The following is a 19,333-nucleotide window of genomic DNA, read 5'->3' as shown; positions in this document are numbered from 1 at the left end:
GCTCCCGTTGTACCCGCCGGTGGTCGCCGGACTGGAGGCGCGTCACCAGCTGGCACCGGGCCTCCCGTCCGGGACGCGGGGGCGACGGCGACGCACCCCTGGCCACAGGACCGTGGCAGGGCTACGCTCGCGGGCACACCACCTCCTCAACGACGAGAGGCTGTCCCGTGCGCCGAACCATCGCGATCACCCTCGCGGCCGTGACCATCGTCGGGGCCCAGGCCCTGGCCGGGCCCGCGACCGCCGCTCCACCCGCCGCTCCCGCAACACCCGCCACCGCCCGCCACCACGCCCCGGCGGCGACGCACCAGAATCCGATGGCCCTGCGCCTCCCGGACGGCGAGACGGCCGCGAGCTGCGCCGACCCGACCGCCCTGCACGGGGTCGGGCGCGACCGGAACTGGTACCTGTACTGCACGACCGACGCGATCTCGGAGACCGAGACCACCCCGGACGGCGCACTCGTGCAGCACAATGTCCCGACGTACCGGTCGACGGACCTGACGAACTGGACGTACGTCGGTGACGCCTTCGACACGAAGCCGGCCTGGGTCGGCGAGGCGAACGGCATCTGGGCCCCGGACGTCGTGTACCGCGCCGGATCGCGGGGGAAGCCGGGGACCTGGTTCCTGTACTACACGGCGTCGGACACCCCCTCGGCGACCGGTCCGACCGGCGGCGGCTCCGCGATAGGGGTCGCGACGAGCAGCAGCCCGACCGGACCGTGGACGGACTCCGGCGGACCCGTCGTCGCACCGCAGAACGCGCCGAACGGTGACGGCTTCCGGTGGTCGTTCGACCCCGAGGTCATCACCGACTCCGGCCGGACGTACCTGTACTTCGGCAGCTACTTCGGTGGCGTGCACGTGCGGCAGCTCACGGCCGACGGCCTGCGTTCGCGTCCGGAGACCGAACGCCAGATCGCGATCGACAACCGGTACGAGGGGTCGTACCTGATGCGGCACGGCGGCTGGTGGTACTACATGGGCTCCGCGACGAACTGCTGCAACGGATCGCTCACCGGGTACGGCGTCTTCGTCGCCCGCTCGAAGAGCCCGCTCGGGCCGTTCCGCGACCGCGACGGCGTCGCGATCACGGACACCCGGGTGGGAGGCTCGCCCCTCCTCGCGCAGAACGGCAACCGCTGGGTGGGCACCGGCCACAACACAGTCGTCACCGACTTCGCCGGTCAGGACTGGATGATCTACCACGCGGTCGACCGGACCGACCCGTACTACGCCGGGCAGACCGGGTACACGAAGCGCCCGGCGCTCATCGACCCGATCGACTGGGTCGGCGGCTGGCCCGTGGTGCGCGGGGGAGCGGGACCCTCCGACTCCGTGGAGCCCGCCCCGGCGGCACAGCCCGGGCAGCGCTCCGCGTACCGGCCGCGCCTCGCCCCGGTCGACGTCCCGGCGCGGACGATCCGGTCGCTGTCCACCGAGTTCGACGGCACCGCGCTGCCGCCGACGCTCACGTGGACCCGGCAGCCGGACAGTGCCACGTACGGGGTCTCCGGCGGTGCCTTCCGGTGGCAGACCCAGGACGCCGACCTGCATCCGCCGCAGACGCCGCTCGCCTCGGTGCTGACCGAAGCGGCACCCGCCGGGGACTACGTCGTGGAGACCCGGGTGCGGATGGACACCCCGGCGACCGGTGACTCCTTCAACTACCGGCAGGGCGGACTCGTCGTGTACGGGGACGACGGGAACTACGTCCGACTGGTGTCCAACTCGATCTTCAACACCCGGCAGACCGAGTTCGGCAAGCAGGTCAGCGGTCAGCCGGACGGTGCGCCGAGCTACGGCAACATGGTCGTCGGGCCGGTCGGGGACGCCACCACGCTCCGGATCGTGCACCGCGTCGTCGACGGGGAGCACCGCTACACGGCGTACACGAGCATCGACGGCCGCCACTTCGTCCGGGGTGGCACCTGGACGGCCGACCTCGGGTCGACGCCGCGCATCGGGCTCATCTCGCTCGGTGGTGCCGGGTCGACGAGCACGTTCGAGCACCTGCGGGTGAGCACCGTCCGGTCGACGCGGTAGGGCGCACGAGGAGGAGCGGTCAGGGGTCGGCGGGTCGTCGGCCGGACGGGCTCGGTGGCGGCTGACACCGCGAGCACCACCAGAGCCGTCGGGCCGGCGAGCCGACGACCTCCACGTCGTTCCGTGCGGTCACCGTCGTGCCGCAGCGCAGACACCGCCGCCCGGCTCGGCCGACCACCCAGTGCCGTTCGCCCCGTCGGAGCAGACCCGTGGTGACTTGGTACGCCTCCGGCACGGTCGCCGAGCGGTGCAGCATCCGCCGGGCCGTCGCGACCAGGGCATCGGCGTCGACGTCCCCGACGGGCCGGTCGGGGTGCAGGCCGCGGACGAAGCCGAGTTCGTTCACCCAGAGGTTGCCGAGTCCGGCCACCCGTCGCTGGTCGAGCAGGACGCTCCGGACGGTGGCGTCCGGCTCGGCGGTCAGGCGCCGGACGGCCTCGGCCGCGTCGAAGTCCTCGTGCAGCAGGTCCGGCCCGAGGTGCCCGACCACTGCGTGCTCGTCCACGGTGTCGACCAGGTCCACCACGGGGAGGTCGATGCCCCAGACGACCCGGCCGTCCTCGAGCCCGAGACGCACGCGAGCCCGCCGCGCCACGGTCGGAGGCAGCCGGCGACCCGGGGACGTGACGGTCCACGAGCCCTGCATGCGCATGTGGGTGTGCAGGGTCGTCCCGTCGTCGAACCGGGTGAGCAGGTGCTTGCCGTGCGTCGCGTGCGCGAGGACCCGACGCCCGGCGAGACGTCGACCCGCGGCCCCGCCGCCGCGCAGCTCACCGCTGACGACGCGCGCCCCGTCGACCTGCCGCAGGCGGGCGGCGAGCCGGTGGACGGAGTCACCCTCGGGCATGCGCCGACGCTACGACCGCCCACCGACACGCCCGCTGCCGGGGCCCGGACGGGAGGCACGGGGAGACCTGGCAACGGGCCTCCCGTCCGACGGGTGGTGGGCCGGACCGCTCAGGCGGCGGCGACCAGCCCCTGCGCGCGGTCGCCGGCAGCGTCCCCGCGGAGCATGCGGTCGGCCGTCCGGAGGGACAGCGCCATGATCGTGAGCGCCGGGTTCGCGATCACCGCGCTCGGGAAGACCGAGTTGTCCGCGATCCAGAGGTTCGGGACGTCCCACGACCGACCGGCCGCGTCGACCACCGACGCGCCGGGGTCGGTGCCCATCCGGGCGGTGCCGATCGTGTGCGCGGTGCGCTCGAGCACGCGGACGTCCTGCCCGCCCGCGGCCTCGATGATCGCGGTCATGGTGCGGACGGCGTGGCGCCGGATGGCCTCCTCGTTCGAGCCGGGCGTGAACGTGATCGTCGCCTTCCGGATCCCGTGCTCGTCGACCTCGTCGCCGAGGACGAGTCGGTTGTCGTCGTACGGCAGGCACTCGGCGTTGATGCCGACACCGGCCATGTGCGGGTAGTCCCGCATCGCTCGCACCAGGGCCGCGCCGCGGAGCCCGCCCCCGCGCACGAGCGACGTGGCGAACGTCAGCGGCTGCACGCCGAGGCTCTGGATCAGGTACCCACCGGCGAAGTCGGCGTCGGCCGGGCGGACGAAGTCCTCGGTGATGATCGAGGACGGGTAGCCGCGGTAGGACCGCATCGACTCGTCGAACCGGGCCCAGACCTGCGTGGCACCGTGCGCGGTGAAGTTCCGGCCGACCTGACCGCTGCTGTTCGCGATCCCGGTGTGCAGGAGCAGGCGGGGCGTCTCGACCCCGCCGGCCGCCAGGACGAGGGCACGGGTGCGCTGACGGTGTTCGCGACCGTGCTGCCGGTAGACGACGGCCTCGACCTCGCCCCGGGCGTCGAGCTCGATGCCGTGCACGAGCGCCTCGGCGCGGATCTCCGCACCGAAGGCGACGGCGGCCGGCAGGTACGTCGTGTCCATCGAGACCTTCGCGCCGTTCCGGCAGCCCTGGTGGCAGGAGCCGCACGAGACGCAGGCGTGGCGGAGGCCGTGGTGCTCCTGGTGCCGGTCCTCGGTGGTGAGCGCGACGGGGGGGTCCGTCGCGGTGATCCCGACGGCTGCGGTGCCGCGCATCATCATGTCCGACGAGGCGTTCCGGCCCGGCGGGCGCATCGCGTACCGACGTGCGGGGTCCCACGGGTAGTGCTCGGGGCCGGCGACTCCCACGTCGTGCTCGACCTGCTCGATGTAGCGGACGAGCTCGGCGTGGTCGACCGGCCAGTCCACGCCCTCGCCGGTGTCCGACCGCAGGTGCAGGTCGTGCGCGCTCGGCCGCGGTGTGAAGGCACCCCAGTGCAGCGTCGACCCGCCGACACCGGTGCCGCTGTTGTTCGGACCGAAGGCGGTCGGGGCACCGCCGCCGCTGATCCGCTCCTCCATCCAGTCGACGTCCGCCGGTGCCTCGACCTCGTCGGGCAGGTGGTCGCCGGGCTCGGTGTTCCGGCCGGCCTCGAGCGCGACGGCCCGCAGGCCGGCACGGGCCAGGCTCGCGAGGAGCGGTGCGCCGCCCGCACCGGTGCCGACGACGACCACGTCGACGACCTCGTCCTCGCCGTACCGGCGCTGGTGGTCGAGTCTCATCGTGTCGCTCCCGGTTCCCATGCTTCGCGTTGTCCGGCTCCCAGCAGCTGGAAGCCCTGCTTGCGCACGCCGTCCCCACCGTTGGCGAAGCCGTCGTAGTCGATCGCGGCCATCGTCGCGGGATGGGCGAGCCACTGCTTGACGAGGTCGACCCCGGCGTCCTCGGACCAGGCCCGCAACTGCCCGGCGTCGAGGACCCCAACGGCGGGCGAGTACGTGCCCTCGTCCACGGCGTCGAGGACCTCGGCGAGGTGCTCGTCGGACACCGCGGCCACCGGGGCGAGGACGTCGAGTGCCGCCCGGTACGCGTCCGGATCGGCGGGCATGCCCTCGGTCCGCCAGCCGTCACCTGCACCGGCGGCGAGCTGGGCGTCGACGCGCAGCGCGAGGTCGATCGCCCGGTCCGCGGCCTGCGGCACGACCACCCGGGCGACGGCGCGCAGGGTGTCGAGCTGCTGCGGGGTCAGTGCACGTGGTTCCGCCGCCGGGTCGTCGGGGAGCGCGCGCTCCGCGAGCACCCCGCGGGTCCGGGCGCTCACCCGCGGCGATGCGACGACACGGGCGGAGTCGGTCGGGACGGTCGGCCCGTGGTCGACGCGGCGGGTCCAGAACGACCGGATCCGGTCGGCGACCGCGTCCGGCTGTTCCCAGGGCAGGAGGTGCGCGGCGTCCGGCACGACGTCGAACTCGCCCCGGGTCCAGTGCGGGAGGGTCAGTCGACGTTGGGCGTCGGGGCCGAGGTCACCGTCGTCCGCGCCGGCGAGCACGAGGGCCGGCACCGGACTCGGCGCGATCGTGTCGGACCAGTCCTCGCGACTGCCGCGCAGCAGCCACGCCCTCCAGGCTGCCGGATCGGCCCGCTGCACGTCGTGCACGGCCATCGCGGACTCGTGCGGGGGCAGCTGGCCCGCGGTGTTCGCGTCCACGAACGCGGCGGCCTCGTCCGGCCCGATCTCGTGGTCGGCGGCCCAGTCGAGCATGGTCTGCCGACGTCCCTCGTCCATCGGCTCGGGGGAGAGGGGCGACGCCGCCAGGAGCACGACCGCCCGCAGTCCGAACAGGCCGTTCGCGCCGCTCATCGTGCGGCCGGCGACGACCGCGGCGACCTTGCCGCCCATCGAGTGCCCGATCAGCGCCCACGCGGTGGCGCCGCTGGTCCCGATCGCACGCTCGACGAGCACGGCCATCTCCTCGACGGTGGTGCCGCTCGCGGCCGGACTCGTGCCGAAGCCGGGCAGGTCGATGCCGACGAGGTCGAGGGTGCCGTGCAGGCGGGTCCGCAACGCGGCGAACTCCTCGGAGCTCGACCCGAGGGCGTGGAGGCAGAACGCGGTCGCCGTCATGGGTCGTTCCTACCGTCGGGGGAGCCGGTGTCCACAGCGCCGTGTACCCCGAGCGGGCACGACCCTCGGTCTCGATCGGTGCCGCTCCGCGCATCGGCTGAGCCGCAATCGGAAGCATGCGACCGTCGGGGTACAGGTCGATGCGTGTGGACCGGCCGATCCTGGGACCGACCTGGAAGTCGCGCGGCTTCCGTGACGAACGTCCTCTCCAGCCCGTCTCATCCGTGAACAGCACCCGCTGGGGACGTCCGGCGGGCCATCGGAAGGAGACACCATGACCGACACCACCACGACCACCGTCGCGACCACGTCGACGGGCAGCTCGGCGCTCACATCCACGTCCACCGGGAAGACCATCGTCGACGACACCGTCGTCGCGAAGGTCGTCGGCATCGCAGCCCGCGACGTCCCCGGCGTGCACTCGCTCGGCAACGGAGCCGCCCGCGCCATCGGTGCCATCCGCGGTGCGATCGGGCAGCGTGACCTCAGCCAGGGCGTCAAGGTCGAGGTCGGCGAGAAGCAGGTCGCCGCCGACATCACCATCGTCGCCGAGTACCCGGTGCCCCTGCAGCAGGTCGCCGAGGACGTGCGTTCCGCGGTCTCCCGTGCGCTCGAGGAGATCGTCGGCATGGAGGTCGCCGAGGTCAACGTCACGATCCAGGACGTCTTCATCCCGGGTGACGACGACGAGGACGAGGACAAGAAGGAGCCGCGCGTCGCATGAGCGCCACACTGACCGGCGCCCTGATCGGCGCCCTCCTGGCAGTCGCAGCACTGCAGTTCGGCTTCTGGGGCTTCGTCCTCGTCGCCGTGTTCGCCGCCCTGGGTGCGCTCGTCGCGGCACTCGCAACCGGACGCGTCGACCGAGCCGCGCTGACCGACGTGCTGACCGGACGCCGGAGCTCCCGGTGACGGACGGCCCGGGCACGGTGCCGGGCCGCGTCGAGATCACCACCCGTGCCCTCACCTCGTGCGCGCGCGCCGTCGCCGCCGAGCGGCTCGGGGCACCCACGAAGCGGGTGCGGGTGGACCTCGGCGACGCCTCCGGGGCACTGGCCATGGACATCACCGGCCCGATCGCCGCTGGCACGGACCTCGTCGAGCGCACCACGTCCGCCGCCGCTGAGATCCGGAGCCGCGTGAGCGCCCTCACCGGTCGTCGGGTCGGCGCGGCCCGCATCGAGTTGACCGGGATCGTGCGCGAGCGCGACGTCCGGGTCCGGTAGGAGAGGACGCCATGAGCAACAATCCCGTCGAACGTCGGCTCCGTCGCCGGAGCGTGTACCGGTCCCGGTCGACCGCCGTGTCCGTGGCGCTGGTGGTGCTCGTGCTGGTCGCGGCGTGGATCGGCACCGAGTCGGTGCTCCGTGCGATCGGAGCGCCGCCGCTCCTGGCCGACCCGCAGACGGCGGTCGACGCCGCACTCGCACCGGACGCGGCCTTCGTGACGAAGATCGAGGTCATCGCCGCGGTGCTCCTCGTCGCGGGGATCGTCCTCGTGGTCCTGGCACTCAAGCCCGGCCGCCAGCACCGATCGGTCGTGGCGCACGACCGCGGCGCCGTCGTCATCGACTCGTCGATCGTCGCCTCGACCGCCCGGAACGCCGCCGGTCGTGCCGCGGGTGTCCCCGACGGGCACACCACCGCGAGTGCCCGCGGCCTCCGCACCGAGGTGTCCGTGGTACCGATGTCCGGCATCCCGGTGGACTCCACAGCCGTCGAGCACGCCGTCGCTGAACGGCTCGGACAGCTCGACGAGCGGTTCGGCCGCCACGTCACCGTCCGCGTCAGCGAGAAGGGCTCCCTGTCATGACATCGAGCAACCGCACCATCAACCGGGTGATCCTGTTCGTGCTCGGCCTCGTCTCGGTCGTCGTCGGACTCGCGATGGGTGCCGGAGTCCTGCCCGCCGTCCGGGACGCACTGTGGCCGTACGTGACCATCCCCGACCGCGTCGAGGTCCCCGCGGCCTCGCTGTGGGTCGTGGCGGCGGCCTGCCTCGTCGTGGTCGTGCTCGCGCTCGTCTGGGTCCTCACCCGCGGGCGGGGCGGCACCGCGATCGCCGTCCGCGAGTCGGTCGGAGACGACGAGGTCACGGTGAACGTCGCCCTCGTCCGTGACGTCATCGACCACGAGCTGGCCGGCGTGCGCGACGTCGTCTCCTCGAAGGTCGACGTCTACACGGTGCGGAAGCACCGCGCTGCACGGCTCCGCGTCGCGGTCCGCCGCGGCGGGGACGCCGTGACGGTCCTCGACGCAGTGGACGCCGCGATCACCACCCTCGACCGGACCCTCGGTCGTCAGGTGCCGGTCCTGGTGCACCTCACCGGAGGCACGCACGTGCCCGTCTCGAAGGTCTCGCGCGTCGTGTGACGGACCGTACGGGCCTCCCGGGGTCCTGCGGATGCTCCAGATAACGCATCACCTACTGTGTAGTGTGCCTAACTACTGAACGGGGAGCATGGTGGAGCGGTACACGCACCACCACGGAAGGACCGGTCTGATGCACTCGACACCCTCGAGTCCCACCTTCGTCGACGGGGACACCCCGACCGAGGCCATCGACATGACGGCTCTGTTCGCGGAGCAGTCGCGTGACGGCCTGCTCGACACCATCTGACCGGCACTCTCCGGTCCCGGGAGCGTCGATCTCGACCGCTCCGTCGCCCCCCGGGTGACACCCCTGCACCACAACGGCACCTCGCGGTGCCAGTCTCGAAAGGCACTCCCATGAGCTTCCTCGGCTTCATCCTCCTCGGCCTCATCGCCGGCGCCATCGCCAAGCTGATCCTCCCCGGTCGCCAGGGCGGCGGTTGGCTCGCCACGCTCGTGCTCGGAGTCATCGGCGCCCTCATCGGTGGCTGGCTCGGCGGCCTCATCTTCGACGTGGGCTACGACGGCTTCTTCAGCATCCAGTCCTGGATCATCGCGATCCTCGGCGCGCTGATCGTCCTCGTCATCTGGGGTGCGATCACCGGTCGCCGCCGCTCCCGCGCCTGAGCCTGCCGGAGCCCGGCACATCGCCGGCACCACGACGAGCCCCGCACCTCCTGGTGCGGGGCTCGTCTGTGTCACGTGCGCGATGTCGGAGGTCGTCGGCATCCTGGAGGTGCATGGACTCCGTCGAACAACCCCTTGTGCACATCGACCGCCGCGGTTCCGCCGTCGACGAGGCGGTCGCGTTCTACGAGCGCGTCTACTCGAGCCGGGACATCTCCATCGGGCGGGCTGCCGCCGAGGGGTTCTCGTGGCGCTACCGCCTCGTCGGGGACGACGCGGTGACCGTCGGGACGTCCTCGGTGGCGGCGCGTCGCTGTGGCACGATCGAGCCCGGGGACGACTACGTCCTGGCCTGGGCCTCCGCGCCGGGCATCCGGCTCGACACGGCCTCGTCGGACCCGGTCGACATGCAGCCCGGCGTCCCGGTCATGTACCCCGCCGGGCGCGCGTTCGCCTTCGACGCCGCGCCGGCCGCGCAGCACGTCATCCGGTTCGACCGCGCTTTCCTGGAGTCCGTCGCCGCCGCACGGCAGGGTGACCTGCCGGCCCCGCTGCAGTTCGCGCGGCAGGCGGACCCGGGGGCCCTCCAGCGCCTCAAGGCCGTGGTGTCCGGAGCCGCCGGTGCCCTGCTCGACCCGACGACGGCCCGCGACCGCCGGGCTGCGCTCGACACGGCGGTCGCCGAGGCGGTCGTGCTCGCGTTCGACGCCGTGCCGGTCCCGCCCTCCCGGCTCCTGGACGGCGGACCCGTGACGATGCGGACCGCCCAGGAGTGGATGGTCGCGAACGCCCGGCGACCGATCACCATCACCGACGTCAGCGAGGCGGCCGGGGTGGCGGTGCGGTCCCTGCAGGCCTCGTTCCGACGGCACACCGGTGCCTCGCCGATGCACTTCCTGCGACAGGTCCGCCTGCACCGGGTGCGCGCCGAGCTCGCCGCCGCCGACGCGAGCACCACCACCGTCGCGCAGGTCGCCCTCGGGTGGGGCGTCGGGCACCTCGGACGGTTCTCCGGCACCTACGCGGCCACGTTCGGCGAGTCGCCGTCGGCAACGCTCCGCCGTCGTCCCGGCGGCTGACCGACCGGTCCGGGAGTGGCCGTTCCGGGCAGGGCGAGGGTGCCCGTCCCCAGCACGCGCGGACCCGCAGGGCCACGGCGGTGCGCACAGCGGACACCGTGTCCGGACGGCGTACTCGCGGGAGCCCAGCGGTTGGTCCGGCCGGGCGGACGCGGGATGCTGGTCCGTGCGCCTCCGAACCCCTCGGGACCAGCGCACCAGCAGGAAGAGCGCACCGTGAACGAGCGCATCCGTCCCTCCCTCCACGACCTCCGCCGCCAGCCCGACGAGTGGCACCGCCGCGGTCTGAGCCACCCCGACGAGATCGACGCGATGGTCTCGCGCCGGACGTCCGGGTCGACGCCCGCCGAACCCACCTACGCCGACTTCTTCACCGGCGTCTGACCCGGGACGCCGCCGGGGCACCGCCCGCTCCCGGCGCCGCACCCCGCGCGCGTGCGTAGGCTCGGCGTCATGTCCGACTTCACCGCCGACCAGGCCGCCGTCGTCCGCATCGAACGCGCCGAGGAGGGCCGCTGGGACCTCACCATCGTGAGCGACAGCGGCGTCCCGATGGGGCACGGCGTGCACCTCTTCGACCACACGCAGGACGACGGGGTCGACGAACTCGCAGCCGCCGCGGACTTCGTCGGCGGCTACGGGTTCCGGTTCGACGGCGAGGCCGTGCAGCAGGACGGGCCGGACGCCTTCTGGGCGCCGCTCTTCCGGAGCTGACCGGTCGCGCCCGGACCGGCGCCGCCCGGCCCTGCCCTCCGCGGACGACGGTCACGGTCCGCGTTCCCCGGATGGGATGATGTCGCGGTGCCACCGATCGACGACGACGACGGGTTCCGCCGACAGCGGTTCACGGACGCCGGGGGAGCGGACTACACGGCGATCTTCCGGTCCGAGTACTCCGGTCGGGACCTCGTCGGGGCGACCGCGACGGTCACGGACGCGTTCGCGACCGAGGGCACGCGGTACGAGTACTCGCTGATCGGCGACGCCGACCTGACGCTCCGCACGATGAACGCGCACGGCGGCCGTCGTGGTGGCGTGATCGGTCCGCGGGACGACCACGTGCTGTTTCTGGCTCCAGCAGGGCCGCCTCGAGATGCACTTCGCGGACCGGTCCCGGGTGATCGAGCCGGGGACGCCCTACATCGCCTCTGCGTCCGAGGCGTACCGCTTCGCCTCGGAGGGCACGGTCTACAACGGCGTGCACATCTCGGACGCGTTCCTGCGCCGGACCGCGGCCGAGCTCGGCTACCGGATGCCCTCGGGGCCGGTGCTGTTCGACCAGCAGGACGAACGCATCGCGCGGTACGGGCCGCTCCGGCGTCTGCTCCGTGAGGTCAGCCCGACGCTCATGGACGACCGGGTGCGCGGCGCGATGCGGACGGCCCTGAACCGCCGGCTCGCCACGGTCGTGCTCGACACCTTCCCCGTGCGGGACCGTGGCGACGACGTCCCGACCGCGAGCCGGATCCGGGACGCCATCGCGTTCATCGAGGAGCACGCACGCGACCGCCCCTCCGTCCCGGCCATCGCGGCCGCAGCCGGACTCAGCGAGCGCGGCCTGCAGCAGGTGTTCGCCCGCACCCTCGGCGTCACGCCGAACGGGTTCCTGCGCGACCACCGCCTGGACGAGGTCCGGCGGGAGCTCCTCCGCGGTGAGTCGCCGAACAGCGTGCTCGAGGTGGCCCGGACCTGGCGGTTCACGAACCCGAGCCGGTTCGCCGTCGCCTACCGCGCGCGGTTCGGTGAGGACCCCTCGGCGACGCTGCGTGCGTCGACGTCGCAGCGTCCCGACGGCCGGTCGTCGTGGCGGATCCGGCGGGCGGTCGACTACATCGAGGCGCACCTGGACGGCGCGTGCTCCGTGGCCGACATCGCGGCGGCGGCCGGCCTCCGGCCGCGACGCCTGCAGCAGCTCTTCCGGGAGGAGCGGGGCACGACGCCCAGCGCCTTCCTCCGCGAGCTCCGCGACCGTCGCCGTCGCGGTGGCTGGCCGGAGCGACGCTCCTGACGGGCTGACGGGCTGACGGGCTGACGGGCTGACGGGCTGACGGGCCGGGAGGCGCGGGGCCGGGTGGGCCTCCCGTCCGGCGTCCCGACGACGCCGCGCGTCAGCGTTCGGTCGTGGCGGGCGCTGCGGTGGCGAGCGCGACCATCTCGGCGACGACGGCGCGGAGGCGGACGGCCAGGTCCGCCTGGGACTGCACGGTGAAGCGGTGGGCGGCCTCGGACAGCGCCGACATGACGAGGGCGACCGCCGTGCGGGCGGTGTCCTCATCGGTCCGGGTGGTGACCGCGGCGATGAGGGCCTGACGGGACTCGGCCATCCAGCGCATCACCATCGAGGTCATCTCGGGGCGACGGACGAGGAGCTCCTTCGCGCGGGCACGGTCGGCGGCGAGCGGGACGGTGTCCGCGACGAGGGTGCAGACGTCGTCGACGAGCCGGCCGTCCGCGGCTGCGAACCGGTCCCGCACGACGTCGGGGACCTCGACGGTGTCGAGCCCGATCGCGGCGTGCGCCTTCGACGAGAAGTAGTTGAAGAACGTCCGGGGGGAGACGTCGGCGTCCGCGCAGATCTGTTCGACGGTGACCCCGTCGAGCCCCTGCTCGGTGACGCGCGTCAGGGCGGCGTCGTGGATCGCCTGACGCGTCTGCTGCTTCTTGCGCTCGCGGAGCGTGCACGGCTCGGTGCCGTCGGGGTGTGCGGGTGCTGCCGTGGTGGTCACGGGAGGACCTCCGGGGTGGGAGAGACGAGGACGGGCCGCCCGCGCGCAGCCGAGGGGACGGCGAGCGGACGGGCGGCCCGGGTGGTCACCGACGCTGGGTCGGGGTGGAGCCGGTCATCGGACCGGTGAACGAGCCTGCCTCGGCAGCGGCGAGACCGGCGTCGGTCTCGAGCTGTGCCTGCGCGGACATGTCCGCCTGCTCCTGCAGGGCCGAGCGCTGCCGCAGCGGCGGCACCTTGAAGAACCAGGTGAGCACGAACGCGAGCAGGATCACACCGAGTCCGACCCAGTAGATCGCGACGGACGAGGCGTTGAAGCCGGCCATGAACGGGCGGGTCAGGCGGGCGTCGGCGCCGGTCAGGAACGAGGTGTCGTTGGTGGCCGATGCGCTCGAATCGTCGTGCGCGCCCTTCTCGATCTGCTTCGCGAGGTCGGGGACGACCTGGTCGACCCAGTAGGTGCGCTGTCCGGCGTCCTCCCAGTCGACCGCGAGCTTGCCGTCCACGACGCTGGCGTGCGCCTTGTCGGCTGCCGTCGCGAGCGCGGTGGCCTCGGCCTGCGGGGTGGCGTCGGAGACCTGCTGCGCGATGACGGTCTCGGCGGCCGCCGCGGGGAGCGTGCCGGCGGCGACCTGCGCCTGGACGGCGGTGGTGACCTGCTCGGTGACGGCCTGGTCGGCGGCCTGCTTCGCGGTGGTGGTGGCGCGCGCCAGGCCCGAGCCGATGCTGTCCTGGACCGGGTCGACGATCGGGTTCCAGATCTGGTCCATGACGCCCTGGTTCGCCTTCGCGCTGGCGACCCGCGGGTCGAGTGCGGCGTCGAGTGCGGACGTCAGGTCGGCCCTGTCGGCCGTGGCGTGCACGATGTTCGTCGGCATCACCGAGAACAGGATCGACAGGAGCACGGCGGTGCCGAGCGTGCCGCCGATCTGGCGGAAGAAGGTCGCCGAGCTGGTGGCGACGCCCATGTCACGGGCCTCGACCGAGCCCTGCGACGCGAGCGTCAGGGACTGCATGACCGAACCGAGTCCGAGCCCGATGAGGAACATGCCGATCATCAGGAACCAGAGCGGCTTGTCGATCGTCATGAAGGTCAGGACGACGTACCCGGCGGAGACGAGCGCGGTGCCGATCACCGGGAAGACCCGGTACCTGCCGACGCGGGCGACGATCTGACCGGAGACGATCGAGGCGATCATGAGGCCGCCGACGAGGGGGAGCGTGGCGAACCCGGACTCGGTCGGGGTGAGGCCGACGACGATCTGCAGGTAGAGCGGGATGGTCAGCATGGCGCCGAACATCGCGAACCCGACGAGGAAGCCGATGACGGTCGCCATCGAGAACGTGCCCGAGCGGAAGAGCTTCAGCGGGATGATCGCCGCGTCGCCCATCTTCGACTCGATGAGCAGCAGTGCGACGAGGCCGACCGCGCCGATGACGTAGCAGGCGATCGCGGCCGCCGACCCCCAGCCCCAGGTGCGGCCCTGTTCGGCGACGAGGAGCAGCGGGACGAGGGTGACGATGACCGCGGTCGCGCCCCACCAGTCCACGACCGGCTTGTCCTTCGTGTCGTTCACCTTCGGCAGGTGCAGGAAGACGATCACCATGACGAGCGCGGCGATGCCGATCGGCACGTTGATGAGGAGCACCCAGCGCCAGCCGGTGATGAAGAGGATCTCGGACGCGCCGGCGAGCAGACCGCCGATGAGCGGGCCGATGACCGAGGAGATGCCGAACACGGCGAGGAAGTAGCCCTGGTACTTCGCGCGCTCACGCGGGGCGAGGATGTCGCCCATGATCGCCAGCGGCAGGGACATGAGTGCACCGGCACCGATGCCCTGCACGGCGCGGAAGGCCGCGAGCATGAGCATCGAGGTGGACATCGACGAGAGCACGGCGCCGAGGATGAACACCACGATGCCGAAGATGTAGAGCGGACGACGGCCGAAGACGTCCGAGAGCTTGCCATAGATCGGCGTCGCGATCGTCGACGTGATCAGGTACGCCGTCGTGACCCAGGCCTGCTGGTCGAGCCCGTGCAGGTCGTCACCGATCGTGCGGATCGCGGTGCCGAAGACGGTCTGTCCGAGCGAGGACAGGAACATGCCCGCCATGAGGCCGTAGATGACGAGCAGGATCTGACGGTGGGTCATCAGGGGTTGCTGGCCGGGCGCGCCAGCGGTCGTGGCGTGCCTGTCCTGCACCGAGGTCGCTGCGGTGGCTGTTGACAATGGGGGTCCTTCTTCATCGATGTGCCCGGGCGGCGGACGCGTCGTCGGGCGGTGGCGAGGTCGGGCGGAGGCCGGGATCCGGACGGATCGCGAGGGCTGCTGCGCGCCGTGAAACCTTGCAGACGATGCAAAGTTACACCCGATAGTTCCATGACGCAACCATCTCCCCGGACCTTGCGGACCTCGCGGACCTTGCGGCCCTTGCGGACCTTGCGGACGGTGCGGACGTCTCCTCAGGAGAGGTCACGCAGAGCCCGGTCGACCGCGTCCTCCGGGCGACCGTCGTCCTGCTCGGCCCACCACCGGAGTGCCGCCGTCGCCGCCCCGATCACGACCGCTGCGGTGACCGCGGGCGCGAGCCCGTCTGCCCGGAACCCGTCGTGCTCGGCCACGAAGCGGACCAGGTGCTCCTCGGTGCCTCCGGGGAACCGGGGGGCCTCGCGGGCGAGGGTCGGGTTCGCCCGGATCACCCGGAGTCGGTGCCGGGTCGTCTCGACCACGGCGTCGGGGAACGTGGCGGCCGCACGGTAGGCGGCGCGGAGGCCGGCGCGCGCGGGTTCGTCAGCGGGGCGGGCATCCAGGGCCGCGGTGAGGCGCTCGGCGAACTCGTCGAGGCCACCCCAGACGAGCGACGCCTTCGTCGGGAAGAGCCGGAAGAGCGAGCGCCGGCTGACCCCGGCAGCGGCGGCGACCTCGTCCATCGAGACGAGGTCGTACCCGCGCTCGTCGAACAGGCGGAGCGCGACGAGCGACACCCGGTCCGGGTCGATCGTGCGGGGTCGCCCGGTCGGCCGATCTGCCATGGGCCGATCCTGCCACGCGGTCGTCCGGGCGCCGGACTCTGGTGACTTCCGGCACTGAGTGCTAGAACTGTGCCGACGGGTGACCGTCGCCGGTGGGACCCGCCCGTCGGCTGCTCGACGAGGAGACACCATGACCGACCCAGCACCAGCCACCGCGTCCGCTGCCCGTTTCGCCGGCCGGACGGTGATCGTCACCGGAGCGGGCTCCGGGATCGGCCGCGCGACCGCCCTCCGCATCGCCACCGAGGGCGGCCGGGTGATCGCCACCGACGTCGTCGCCGACCGGCTCGACGCGCTCCGCAGCGAGCTCGTCGACGGCGCCGGACTCGACGTCGAGACCGTCGTGGGTGACGTCGCAGCCACCGAGACGATCGCGGCGCTGCTCGCCGTCGCCGGCGACCGTGTCGACGGACTCGCGAACGTCGCCGGGATCATGGACGCGTTCCTGCCGCCGGACGAGGTCGACGACGCCACGTGGGAGCGGGTGTTCAGCGTCAACGTCACCGGGCCGATGCGGCTCACCCGTGCCGTGCTCCCGCTCATGATCGCCGCGGGCCGGGGGTCCGTCGTCAACGTGGCCTCCGAGGCAGCGCTCAAGGCCTCCGCCGCGGGAGCCGCGTACACGTCGTCGAAGCACGCCATCGCCGGGTACACCAAGAGCGTCGCCTTCTTCCACGGGCCGCAGGGCATCCGTGCGAACGCGGTCGCGCCGGGTGCGGTCGCGACGAACATCGAGGCCCCGATGCGGAGCGAGTACGCCGCCCGTCGGGTCGGCCCGATCATGCAGACCACGATCCCGCCGGTGGCGCAGCCGGAGCAACTCGCGGCGGCCATCACCTGGCTGCTCAGCGACGACTCCGCGAACGTCAACGGAGCGGTCCTGCCGAGTGACGGCGGTTGGTCGGTCGTCTGAACCGGCCGCACGACGGACGGGAGGCCCGGTGGCGGCGCCGCCACGGGCCTCCCGTCCGTCCCGTCCGCCCCGCGCCGTCTGGGGTGCGGTCCGAAAACGGGATACCGTTCCTCCTATGAGCACCGAGACGAACACCCCCACCGAAGCCGTCGACGAGGAGCCCGTGATCACCTTCGCCGACCTCGGGCTCAGCGATGCCGTCCTCAAGGCCGTCAAGGAGATCGGGTACGAGACCCCCTCCGCCATCCAGGCCGCCACCATCCCCACCCTGCTCGAGGGCCGCGACGTCGTCGGCCTCGCCCAGACCGGCACCGGCAAGACCGCCGCCTTCGCGCTCCCCGTGCTCTCCCGCATGGAGTCCGGCGCCAAGCTGCCGCAGGCACTCGTGCTGTCCCCGACCCGTGAGCTCGCGCTCCAGGTCTGCGAGGCGTTCGAGCAGTACGCGTCGCACATGAAGAACGTCCACGTCCTGCCCGTCTACGGCGGCCAGGCGTACGGCGTACAGCTGTCCGCCCTGCGTCGCGGGGTCGACGTCGTCGTGGGCACGCCGGGTCGCATCATGGACCACATCGCCAAGGGCACCCTCGACCTGTCCGAGCTGAAGTACCTCGTGCTCGACGAGGCCGACGAGATGCTCAAGATGGGCTTCGCCGAGGACGTCGAGACGATCCTCGCCGAGACGCCGGACACCAAGCAGGTCGCGCTGTTCTCCGCGACGATGCCCGCGCAGATCCGCCGCATCTCCAAGCAGTACCTCAACGACCCGGCCGAGATCACGGTCAAGGCGAAGACGACCACCTCGGCGAACACCACGCAGCGGTACCTCATCGTCTCGTACCCGCAGAAGGTCGACGCCCTCACGCGCATCCTCGAGGTCGAGGACTTCGAGGGCATGATTATCTTCGTCCGCACGAAGAGCGAGACCGAGACCCTGGCCGAGAAGCTCCGCGCCCGCGGGTACGCCGCCGCCGCCATCAGCGGGGACGTCGCCCAGGCCCAGCGTGAGCGCACGGTCAACCAGCTGAAGTCCGGCAAGCTCGACATCCTCGTCGCGACCGACGTCGCCGCACGCGGACTCGACGTCGACCGCATCACGCACGTGGTGAACTTCGACATCCCGGTGGACACCGAGTCCTACGTGCACCGCATCGGCCGCACCGGTCGCGCGGGTCGATCGGGTGCCGCGATCAGCTTCGTCACCCCGCGCGAGCGCCGGCTGCTCTCGGCGATCGAGAAGGCCACCCGGCAGCCGCTCACGCAGATGCAGTTGCCGAGCGTCGAGGACGTCAACTCGACCCGCCTCACCCGCTTCGACGACGCGATCACCGCGGCCCTCGAGCAGCAGTCCCGGATCACCGCGTTCCGCGACATCATCGGGCACTACGTCGAGCACCACGACGTCCCCGAGTCGGACGTCGCCGCGGCGCTGGCCGTCGTCGCGCAGGGCGACACCCCGCTCCTCCTCGACCCGGCCGACGACCGCGTCCGCCAGCAGGCCGAGCGCGACGAGCGCCGCAGCCGTGACGACCGTCCCGCCCGGGACGGCGACCGTGAGCGCGACGGCGGCGACCGTGAGCGCGACGGCGGCGACCGCCGACGTCGCTCGGTCCCGATGACGGCCTACCGCATCGAGGTCGGCCGCCGCCACCGTGTCGAGCCCCGGCAGATCGTCGGCGCGCTCGCCAACGAGGGCGGCCTCCGCCGCGACGACTTCGGTGCGATCCAGATCCGCCCGGACTTCTCCGTCGTCGAGCTGCCGTCGGACATGGGCTCGGACGTCCTCGACCGACTGCGCGACACCCGGATCAGCGGCAAGCTCATCGAGATCCAGCCGGACCGTCGCGGCCCGATCCGCCGTGACAGCGGTCCGCGCCGTGACGGCGGGCGCTACGGCGACCGGGACGACCGCGGTGGTCGCGACGACCGCGGGTACGGCGACGACCGCGAGGCGCGCAAGCCGCGTCACACGCGCGACTGACACGACCGGCCGCGCACGCGACCGACCACTGACGGGAGGCCCGGTACCACCGGTACCGGGCCTCCCGTCGTTCCTGTGCACACCCTGGTGTGCCTGCGGCGCGGTTCGGTACTGTGGACCCCGTCAGAGCCTCCGGGGGATCTTCTGCGCGGGGGTGCAGGTACGAAGAGAAGAGGGGTTCACCATGTCGCGTGTGCTTTCGACCGAGCAGGCGAAGACCGCCATCCGTCAGATCCAGTCCATCGTGAACGGTGGGTTCACGGACCAGATCTCGCAGCTCGATGCGCAGGGGCGCATCCTGTCCGACTCGAACGTGTGGGACGGGCCGTTGGCCGCGAACTTCCGTGGTTCGACGTGGCCGGAGACCAAGGCTGCGCTGGACAAGGCGAAGACGGAGCTCGAGCAGCTCCGCACGCAGCTCGACAAGATCTCGCAGGACATCTTCACCGCGGGTGGCGGCGCGTAACACCGACCGACAGCGCCCGGGTCGTCGACGAGTTCGACGGCCCGGGCGTCGTCGTGCCGGGCCAGCCGTCCCCAGATCGGGGCGTGGTGCTGACACTGGTCGCCCGCCTGCGGTAGACAGGACAGCACGCCGACGTCGCCAGGGGTGACGTCGAGCGCAGGGGAGCGACCGGCGGGACCCGGGACCGTCGCCGACCCCGA

21 protein-coding genes are annotated in these 19,333 nt (G+C 72.5%); 14 read left to right on the top strand and 7 right to left on the bottom strand.

Annotated elements, in window-relative coordinates; translation table 11 throughout:
* The first annotated feature begins 167 nt into the window (after positions 1-167).
* Positions 168-2,048, top strand: coding sequence for a family 43 glycosylhydrolase (locus DEI84_RS08385; RefSeq protein ID WP_110890380.1), 1,881 nt, complete (start codon positions 168-170; stop codon positions 2,046-2,048).
* A 19-nt stretch (positions 2,049-2,067) separates the two neighbouring features.
* Here the strand turns inward: DEI84_RS08385 and DEI84_RS08380 are convergent, their stop codons facing one another.
* The 3 genes from DEI84_RS08380 to DEI84_RS08370 form a co-directional block, all read right to left on the bottom strand.
* Entirely contained in the window at positions 2,068-2,895 is an 828-nt protein-coding gene (locus tag DEI84_RS08380) for a DNA-formamidopyrimidine glycosylase family protein (RefSeq protein ID WP_110890379.1), read from the bottom strand.
* 110 nt (positions 2,896-3,005) lie between these two features.
* A complete protein-coding gene (locus DEI84_RS08375) occupies positions 3,006-4,595 on the bottom strand; it encodes a GMC family oxidoreductase (RefSeq protein ID WP_110890506.1) in 1,590 nt (529 codons plus the stop codon).
* Positions 4,592-5,938 carry an alpha/beta fold hydrolase gene (locus DEI84_RS08370; protein WP_110890378.1) on the bottom strand — a complete coding sequence of 449 codons (1,347 nt, stop codon included), beginning with the start codon at positions 5,936-5,938 and terminating at the stop codon, positions 4,592-4,594. The genes DEI84_RS08375 and DEI84_RS08370 overlap by 4 nt, the downstream gene beginning before the upstream one ends.
* 274 nt (positions 5,939-6,212) lie before the next feature.
* Here DEI84_RS08370 and DEI84_RS08365 point away from each other — a divergent pair, with 274 nt between their 5' ends.
* The 9 genes from DEI84_RS08365 to DEI84_RS08325 all read left to right on the top strand — a co-directional run bounded on the left by DEI84_RS08365 (position 6,213) and on the right by DEI84_RS08325 (position 10,731).
* Positions 6,213-6,662 carry an Asp23/Gls24 family envelope stress response protein gene (locus DEI84_RS08365; protein WP_110890377.1) on the top strand — a complete coding sequence of 150 codons (450 nt, stop codon included), beginning with the start codon at positions 6,213-6,215 and terminating at the stop codon, positions 6,660-6,662.
* Positions 6,659-6,850 carry a DUF2273 domain-containing protein gene (locus DEI84_RS08360; RefSeq protein WP_110823578.1) on the top strand — a complete coding sequence of 64 codons (192 nt, stop codon included), beginning with the start codon at positions 6,659-6,661 and terminating at the stop codon, positions 6,848-6,850. Before DEI84_RS08365 ends, DEI84_RS08360 begins: the two co-directional genes overlap by 4 nt.
* Positions 6,847-7,164: a hypothetical protein gene (locus tag DEI84_RS08355; protein WP_110890376.1), complete on the top strand. Its 318-nt coding sequence runs from the start codon at positions 6,847-6,849 to the stop codon at positions 7,162-7,164. Before DEI84_RS08360 ends, DEI84_RS08355 begins: the two co-directional genes overlap by 4 nt.
* 11 nt (positions 7,165-7,175) lie before the next feature.
* A complete protein-coding gene (locus DEI84_RS08350) occupies positions 7,176-7,751 on the top strand; it encodes a DUF6286 domain-containing protein (RefSeq protein WP_110890375.1) in 576 nt (191 codons plus the stop codon).
* Complete coding sequence (locus DEI84_RS08345; protein ID WP_110890374.1) at positions 7,748-8,311, top strand: hypothetical protein; 564 nt, start codon at positions 7,748-7,750, stop codon at positions 8,309-8,311. The genes DEI84_RS08350 and DEI84_RS08345 overlap by 4 nt, the downstream gene beginning before the upstream one ends.
* 357 nt (positions 8,312-8,668) lie before the next feature.
* Positions 8,669-8,938, top strand: coding sequence for a GlsB/YeaQ/YmgE family stress response membrane protein (locus DEI84_RS08340; protein ID WP_110823582.1), 270 nt, complete (start codon positions 8,669-8,671; stop codon positions 8,936-8,938).
* A 113-nt stretch (positions 8,939-9,051) separates the two neighbouring features.
* Entirely contained in the window at positions 9,052-10,017 is a 966-nt protein-coding gene (locus DEI84_RS08335; RefSeq protein WP_146236332.1) for a helix-turn-helix domain-containing protein, read from the top strand.
* A 216-nt stretch (positions 10,018-10,233) separates the two neighbouring features.
* Positions 10,234-10,401 carry a hypothetical protein gene (locus DEI84_RS15670; RefSeq protein ID WP_181419415.1) on the top strand — a complete coding sequence of 56 codons (168 nt, stop codon included), beginning with the start codon at positions 10,234-10,236 and terminating at the stop codon, positions 10,399-10,401.
* Between the two features lie 69 nt (positions 10,402-10,470).
* The gene (locus DEI84_RS08325; protein ID WP_110823585.1) at positions 10,471-10,731 is read left to right on the top strand and encodes a hypothetical protein; all 261 of its coding nucleotides are present in this window, start codon (positions 10,471-10,473) and stop codon (positions 10,729-10,731) included.
* A gap of 152 nt (positions 10,732-10,883) precedes the next feature.
* On the opposite strand, the gene DEI84_RS15665 is transcribed toward DEI84_RS08325, so the two are convergent.
* Positions 10,884-11,021 carry a hypothetical protein gene (locus tag DEI84_RS15665; RefSeq protein ID WP_181420388.1) on the bottom strand — a complete coding sequence of 46 codons (138 nt, stop codon included), beginning with the start codon at positions 11,019-11,021 and terminating at the stop codon, positions 10,884-10,886.
* Between the two features lie 89 nt (positions 11,022-11,110).
* Here DEI84_RS15665 and DEI84_RS08320 point away from each other — a divergent pair, with 89 nt between their 5' ends.
* A complete protein-coding gene (locus DEI84_RS08320; protein ID WP_110890372.1) occupies positions 11,111-12,025 on the top strand; it encodes an AraC family transcriptional regulator in 915 nt (304 codons plus the stop codon).
* 100 nt (positions 12,026-12,125) lie between these two features.
* On the opposite strand, the gene DEI84_RS08315 is transcribed toward DEI84_RS08320, so the two are convergent.
* From DEI84_RS08315 to DEI84_RS08305, 3 genes are all read right to left on the bottom strand, one after another.
* Complete coding sequence (locus tag DEI84_RS08315) at positions 12,126-12,743, bottom strand: TetR/AcrR family transcriptional regulator (RefSeq protein WP_110823587.1); 618 nt, start codon at positions 12,741-12,743, stop codon at positions 12,126-12,128.
* Positions 12,744-12,828: 85 nt separating this feature from the next.
* Entirely contained in the window at positions 12,829-14,895 is a 2,067-nt protein-coding gene (locus tag DEI84_RS08310) for an MDR family MFS transporter (protein WP_110890371.1), read from the bottom strand.
* Between the two features lie 311 nt (positions 14,896-15,206).
* Positions 15,207-15,776, bottom strand: a complete 570-nt coding sequence (locus tag DEI84_RS08305; RefSeq protein WP_110890370.1) for a TetR/AcrR family transcriptional regulator — start codon at positions 15,774-15,776, stop codon at positions 15,207-15,209.
* 130 nt (positions 15,777-15,906) lie between these two features.
* On the opposite strand from DEI84_RS08305, the gene DEI84_RS08300 reads away from it, so the two are divergent.
* The 3 genes from DEI84_RS08300 to DEI84_RS08290 all read left to right on the top strand — a co-directional run bounded on the left by DEI84_RS08300 (position 15,907) and on the right by DEI84_RS08290 (position 19,133).
* A complete protein-coding gene (locus tag DEI84_RS08300; protein WP_110890369.1) occupies positions 15,907-16,689 on the top strand; it encodes an SDR family NAD(P)-dependent oxidoreductase in 783 nt (260 codons plus the stop codon).
* A 115-nt stretch (positions 16,690-16,804) separates the two neighbouring features.
* A complete protein-coding gene (locus DEI84_RS08295; protein WP_110890368.1) occupies positions 16,805-18,667 on the top strand; it encodes a DEAD/DEAH box helicase in 1,863 nt (620 codons plus the stop codon).
* Positions 18,668-18,851: 184 nt separating this feature from the next.
* On the top strand, positions 18,852-19,133 hold the full coding sequence (locus DEI84_RS08290) for a pyrophosphorylase (RefSeq protein WP_110823592.1): 282 nt from the start codon (positions 18,852-18,854) through the stop codon (positions 19,131-19,133).
* Positions 19,134-19,333: the final 200 nt, after the last annotated feature.

Source organism: Curtobacterium sp. MCBD17_023, from assembly GCF_003224415.1.
Lineage (GTDB): Bacteria > Actinomycetota > Actinomycetes > Actinomycetales > Microbacteriaceae > Curtobacterium.
This window is presented reverse-complemented; position numbering and strand designations above follow the sequence as displayed.

Bases quoted from the DNA above. Each gene is read 5' to 3' on its own strand.
- DEI84_RS08335 (WP_146236332.1), top strand. From the start codon at position 9,052: ATGGACTCCGTCGAACAACCCCTTGTGCACATCGACCGCCGCGGTTCC.
- DEI84_RS08340 (WP_110823582.1), top strand. From the start codon at position 8,669: ATGAGCTTCCTCGGCTTCATCCTCCTCGGCCTCATCGCCGGCGCCATC.
- DEI84_RS08345 (WP_110890374.1), top strand. From the start codon at position 7,748: ATGACATCGAGCAACCGCACCATCAACCGGGTGATCCTGTTCGTGCTC.
- DEI84_RS08365 (WP_110890377.1), top strand. From the start codon at position 6,213: ATGACCGACACCACCACGACCACCGTCGCGACCACGTCGACGGGCAGC.
- DEI84_RS08310 (WP_110890371.1), bottom strand. From the start codon at position 14,895: ATGACCCACCGTCAGATCCTGCTCGTCATCTACGGCCTCATGGCGGGC.
- DEI84_RS08380 (WP_110890379.1), bottom strand. From the start codon at position 2,895: ATGCCCGAGGGTGACTCCGTCCACCGGCTCGCCGCCCGCCTGCGGCAG.
- DEI84_RS08370 (WP_110890378.1), bottom strand. From the start codon at position 5,938: ATGACGGCGACCGCGTTCTGCCTCCACGCCCTCGGGTCGAGCTCCGAG.
- DEI84_RS08290 (WP_110823592.1), top strand. From the start codon at position 18,852: ATGTCGCGTGTGCTTTCGACCGAGCAGGCGAAGACCGCCATCCGTCAG.
- DEI84_RS08350 (WP_110890375.1), top strand. From the start codon at position 7,176: ATGAGCAACAATCCCGTCGAACGTCGGCTCCGTCGCCGGAGCGTGTAC.
- DEI84_RS08375 (WP_110890506.1), bottom strand. From the start codon at position 4,595: ATGAGACTCGACCACCAGCGCCGGTACGGCGAGGACGAGGTCGTCGAC.
- DEI84_RS08360 (WP_110823578.1), top strand. From the start codon at position 6,659: ATGAGCGCCACACTGACCGGCGCCCTGATCGGCGCCCTCCTGGCAGTC.
- DEI84_RS08320 (WP_110890372.1), top strand. From the start codon at position 11,111: ATGCACTTCGCGGACCGGTCCCGGGTGATCGAGCCGGGGACGCCCTAC.
- DEI84_RS08305 (WP_110890370.1), bottom strand. From the start codon at position 15,776: ATGGCAGATCGGCCGACCGGGCGACCCCGCACGATCGACCCGGACCGG.
- DEI84_RS08295 (WP_110890368.1), top strand. From the start codon at position 16,805: ATGAGCACCGAGACGAACACCCCCACCGAAGCCGTCGACGAGGAGCCC.
- DEI84_RS08325 (WP_110823585.1), top strand. From the start codon at position 10,471: ATGTCCGACTTCACCGCCGACCAGGCCGCCGTCGTCCGCATCGAACGC.
- DEI84_RS08300 (WP_110890369.1), top strand. From the start codon at position 15,907: ATGACCGACCCAGCACCAGCCACCGCGTCCGCTGCCCGTTTCGCCGGC.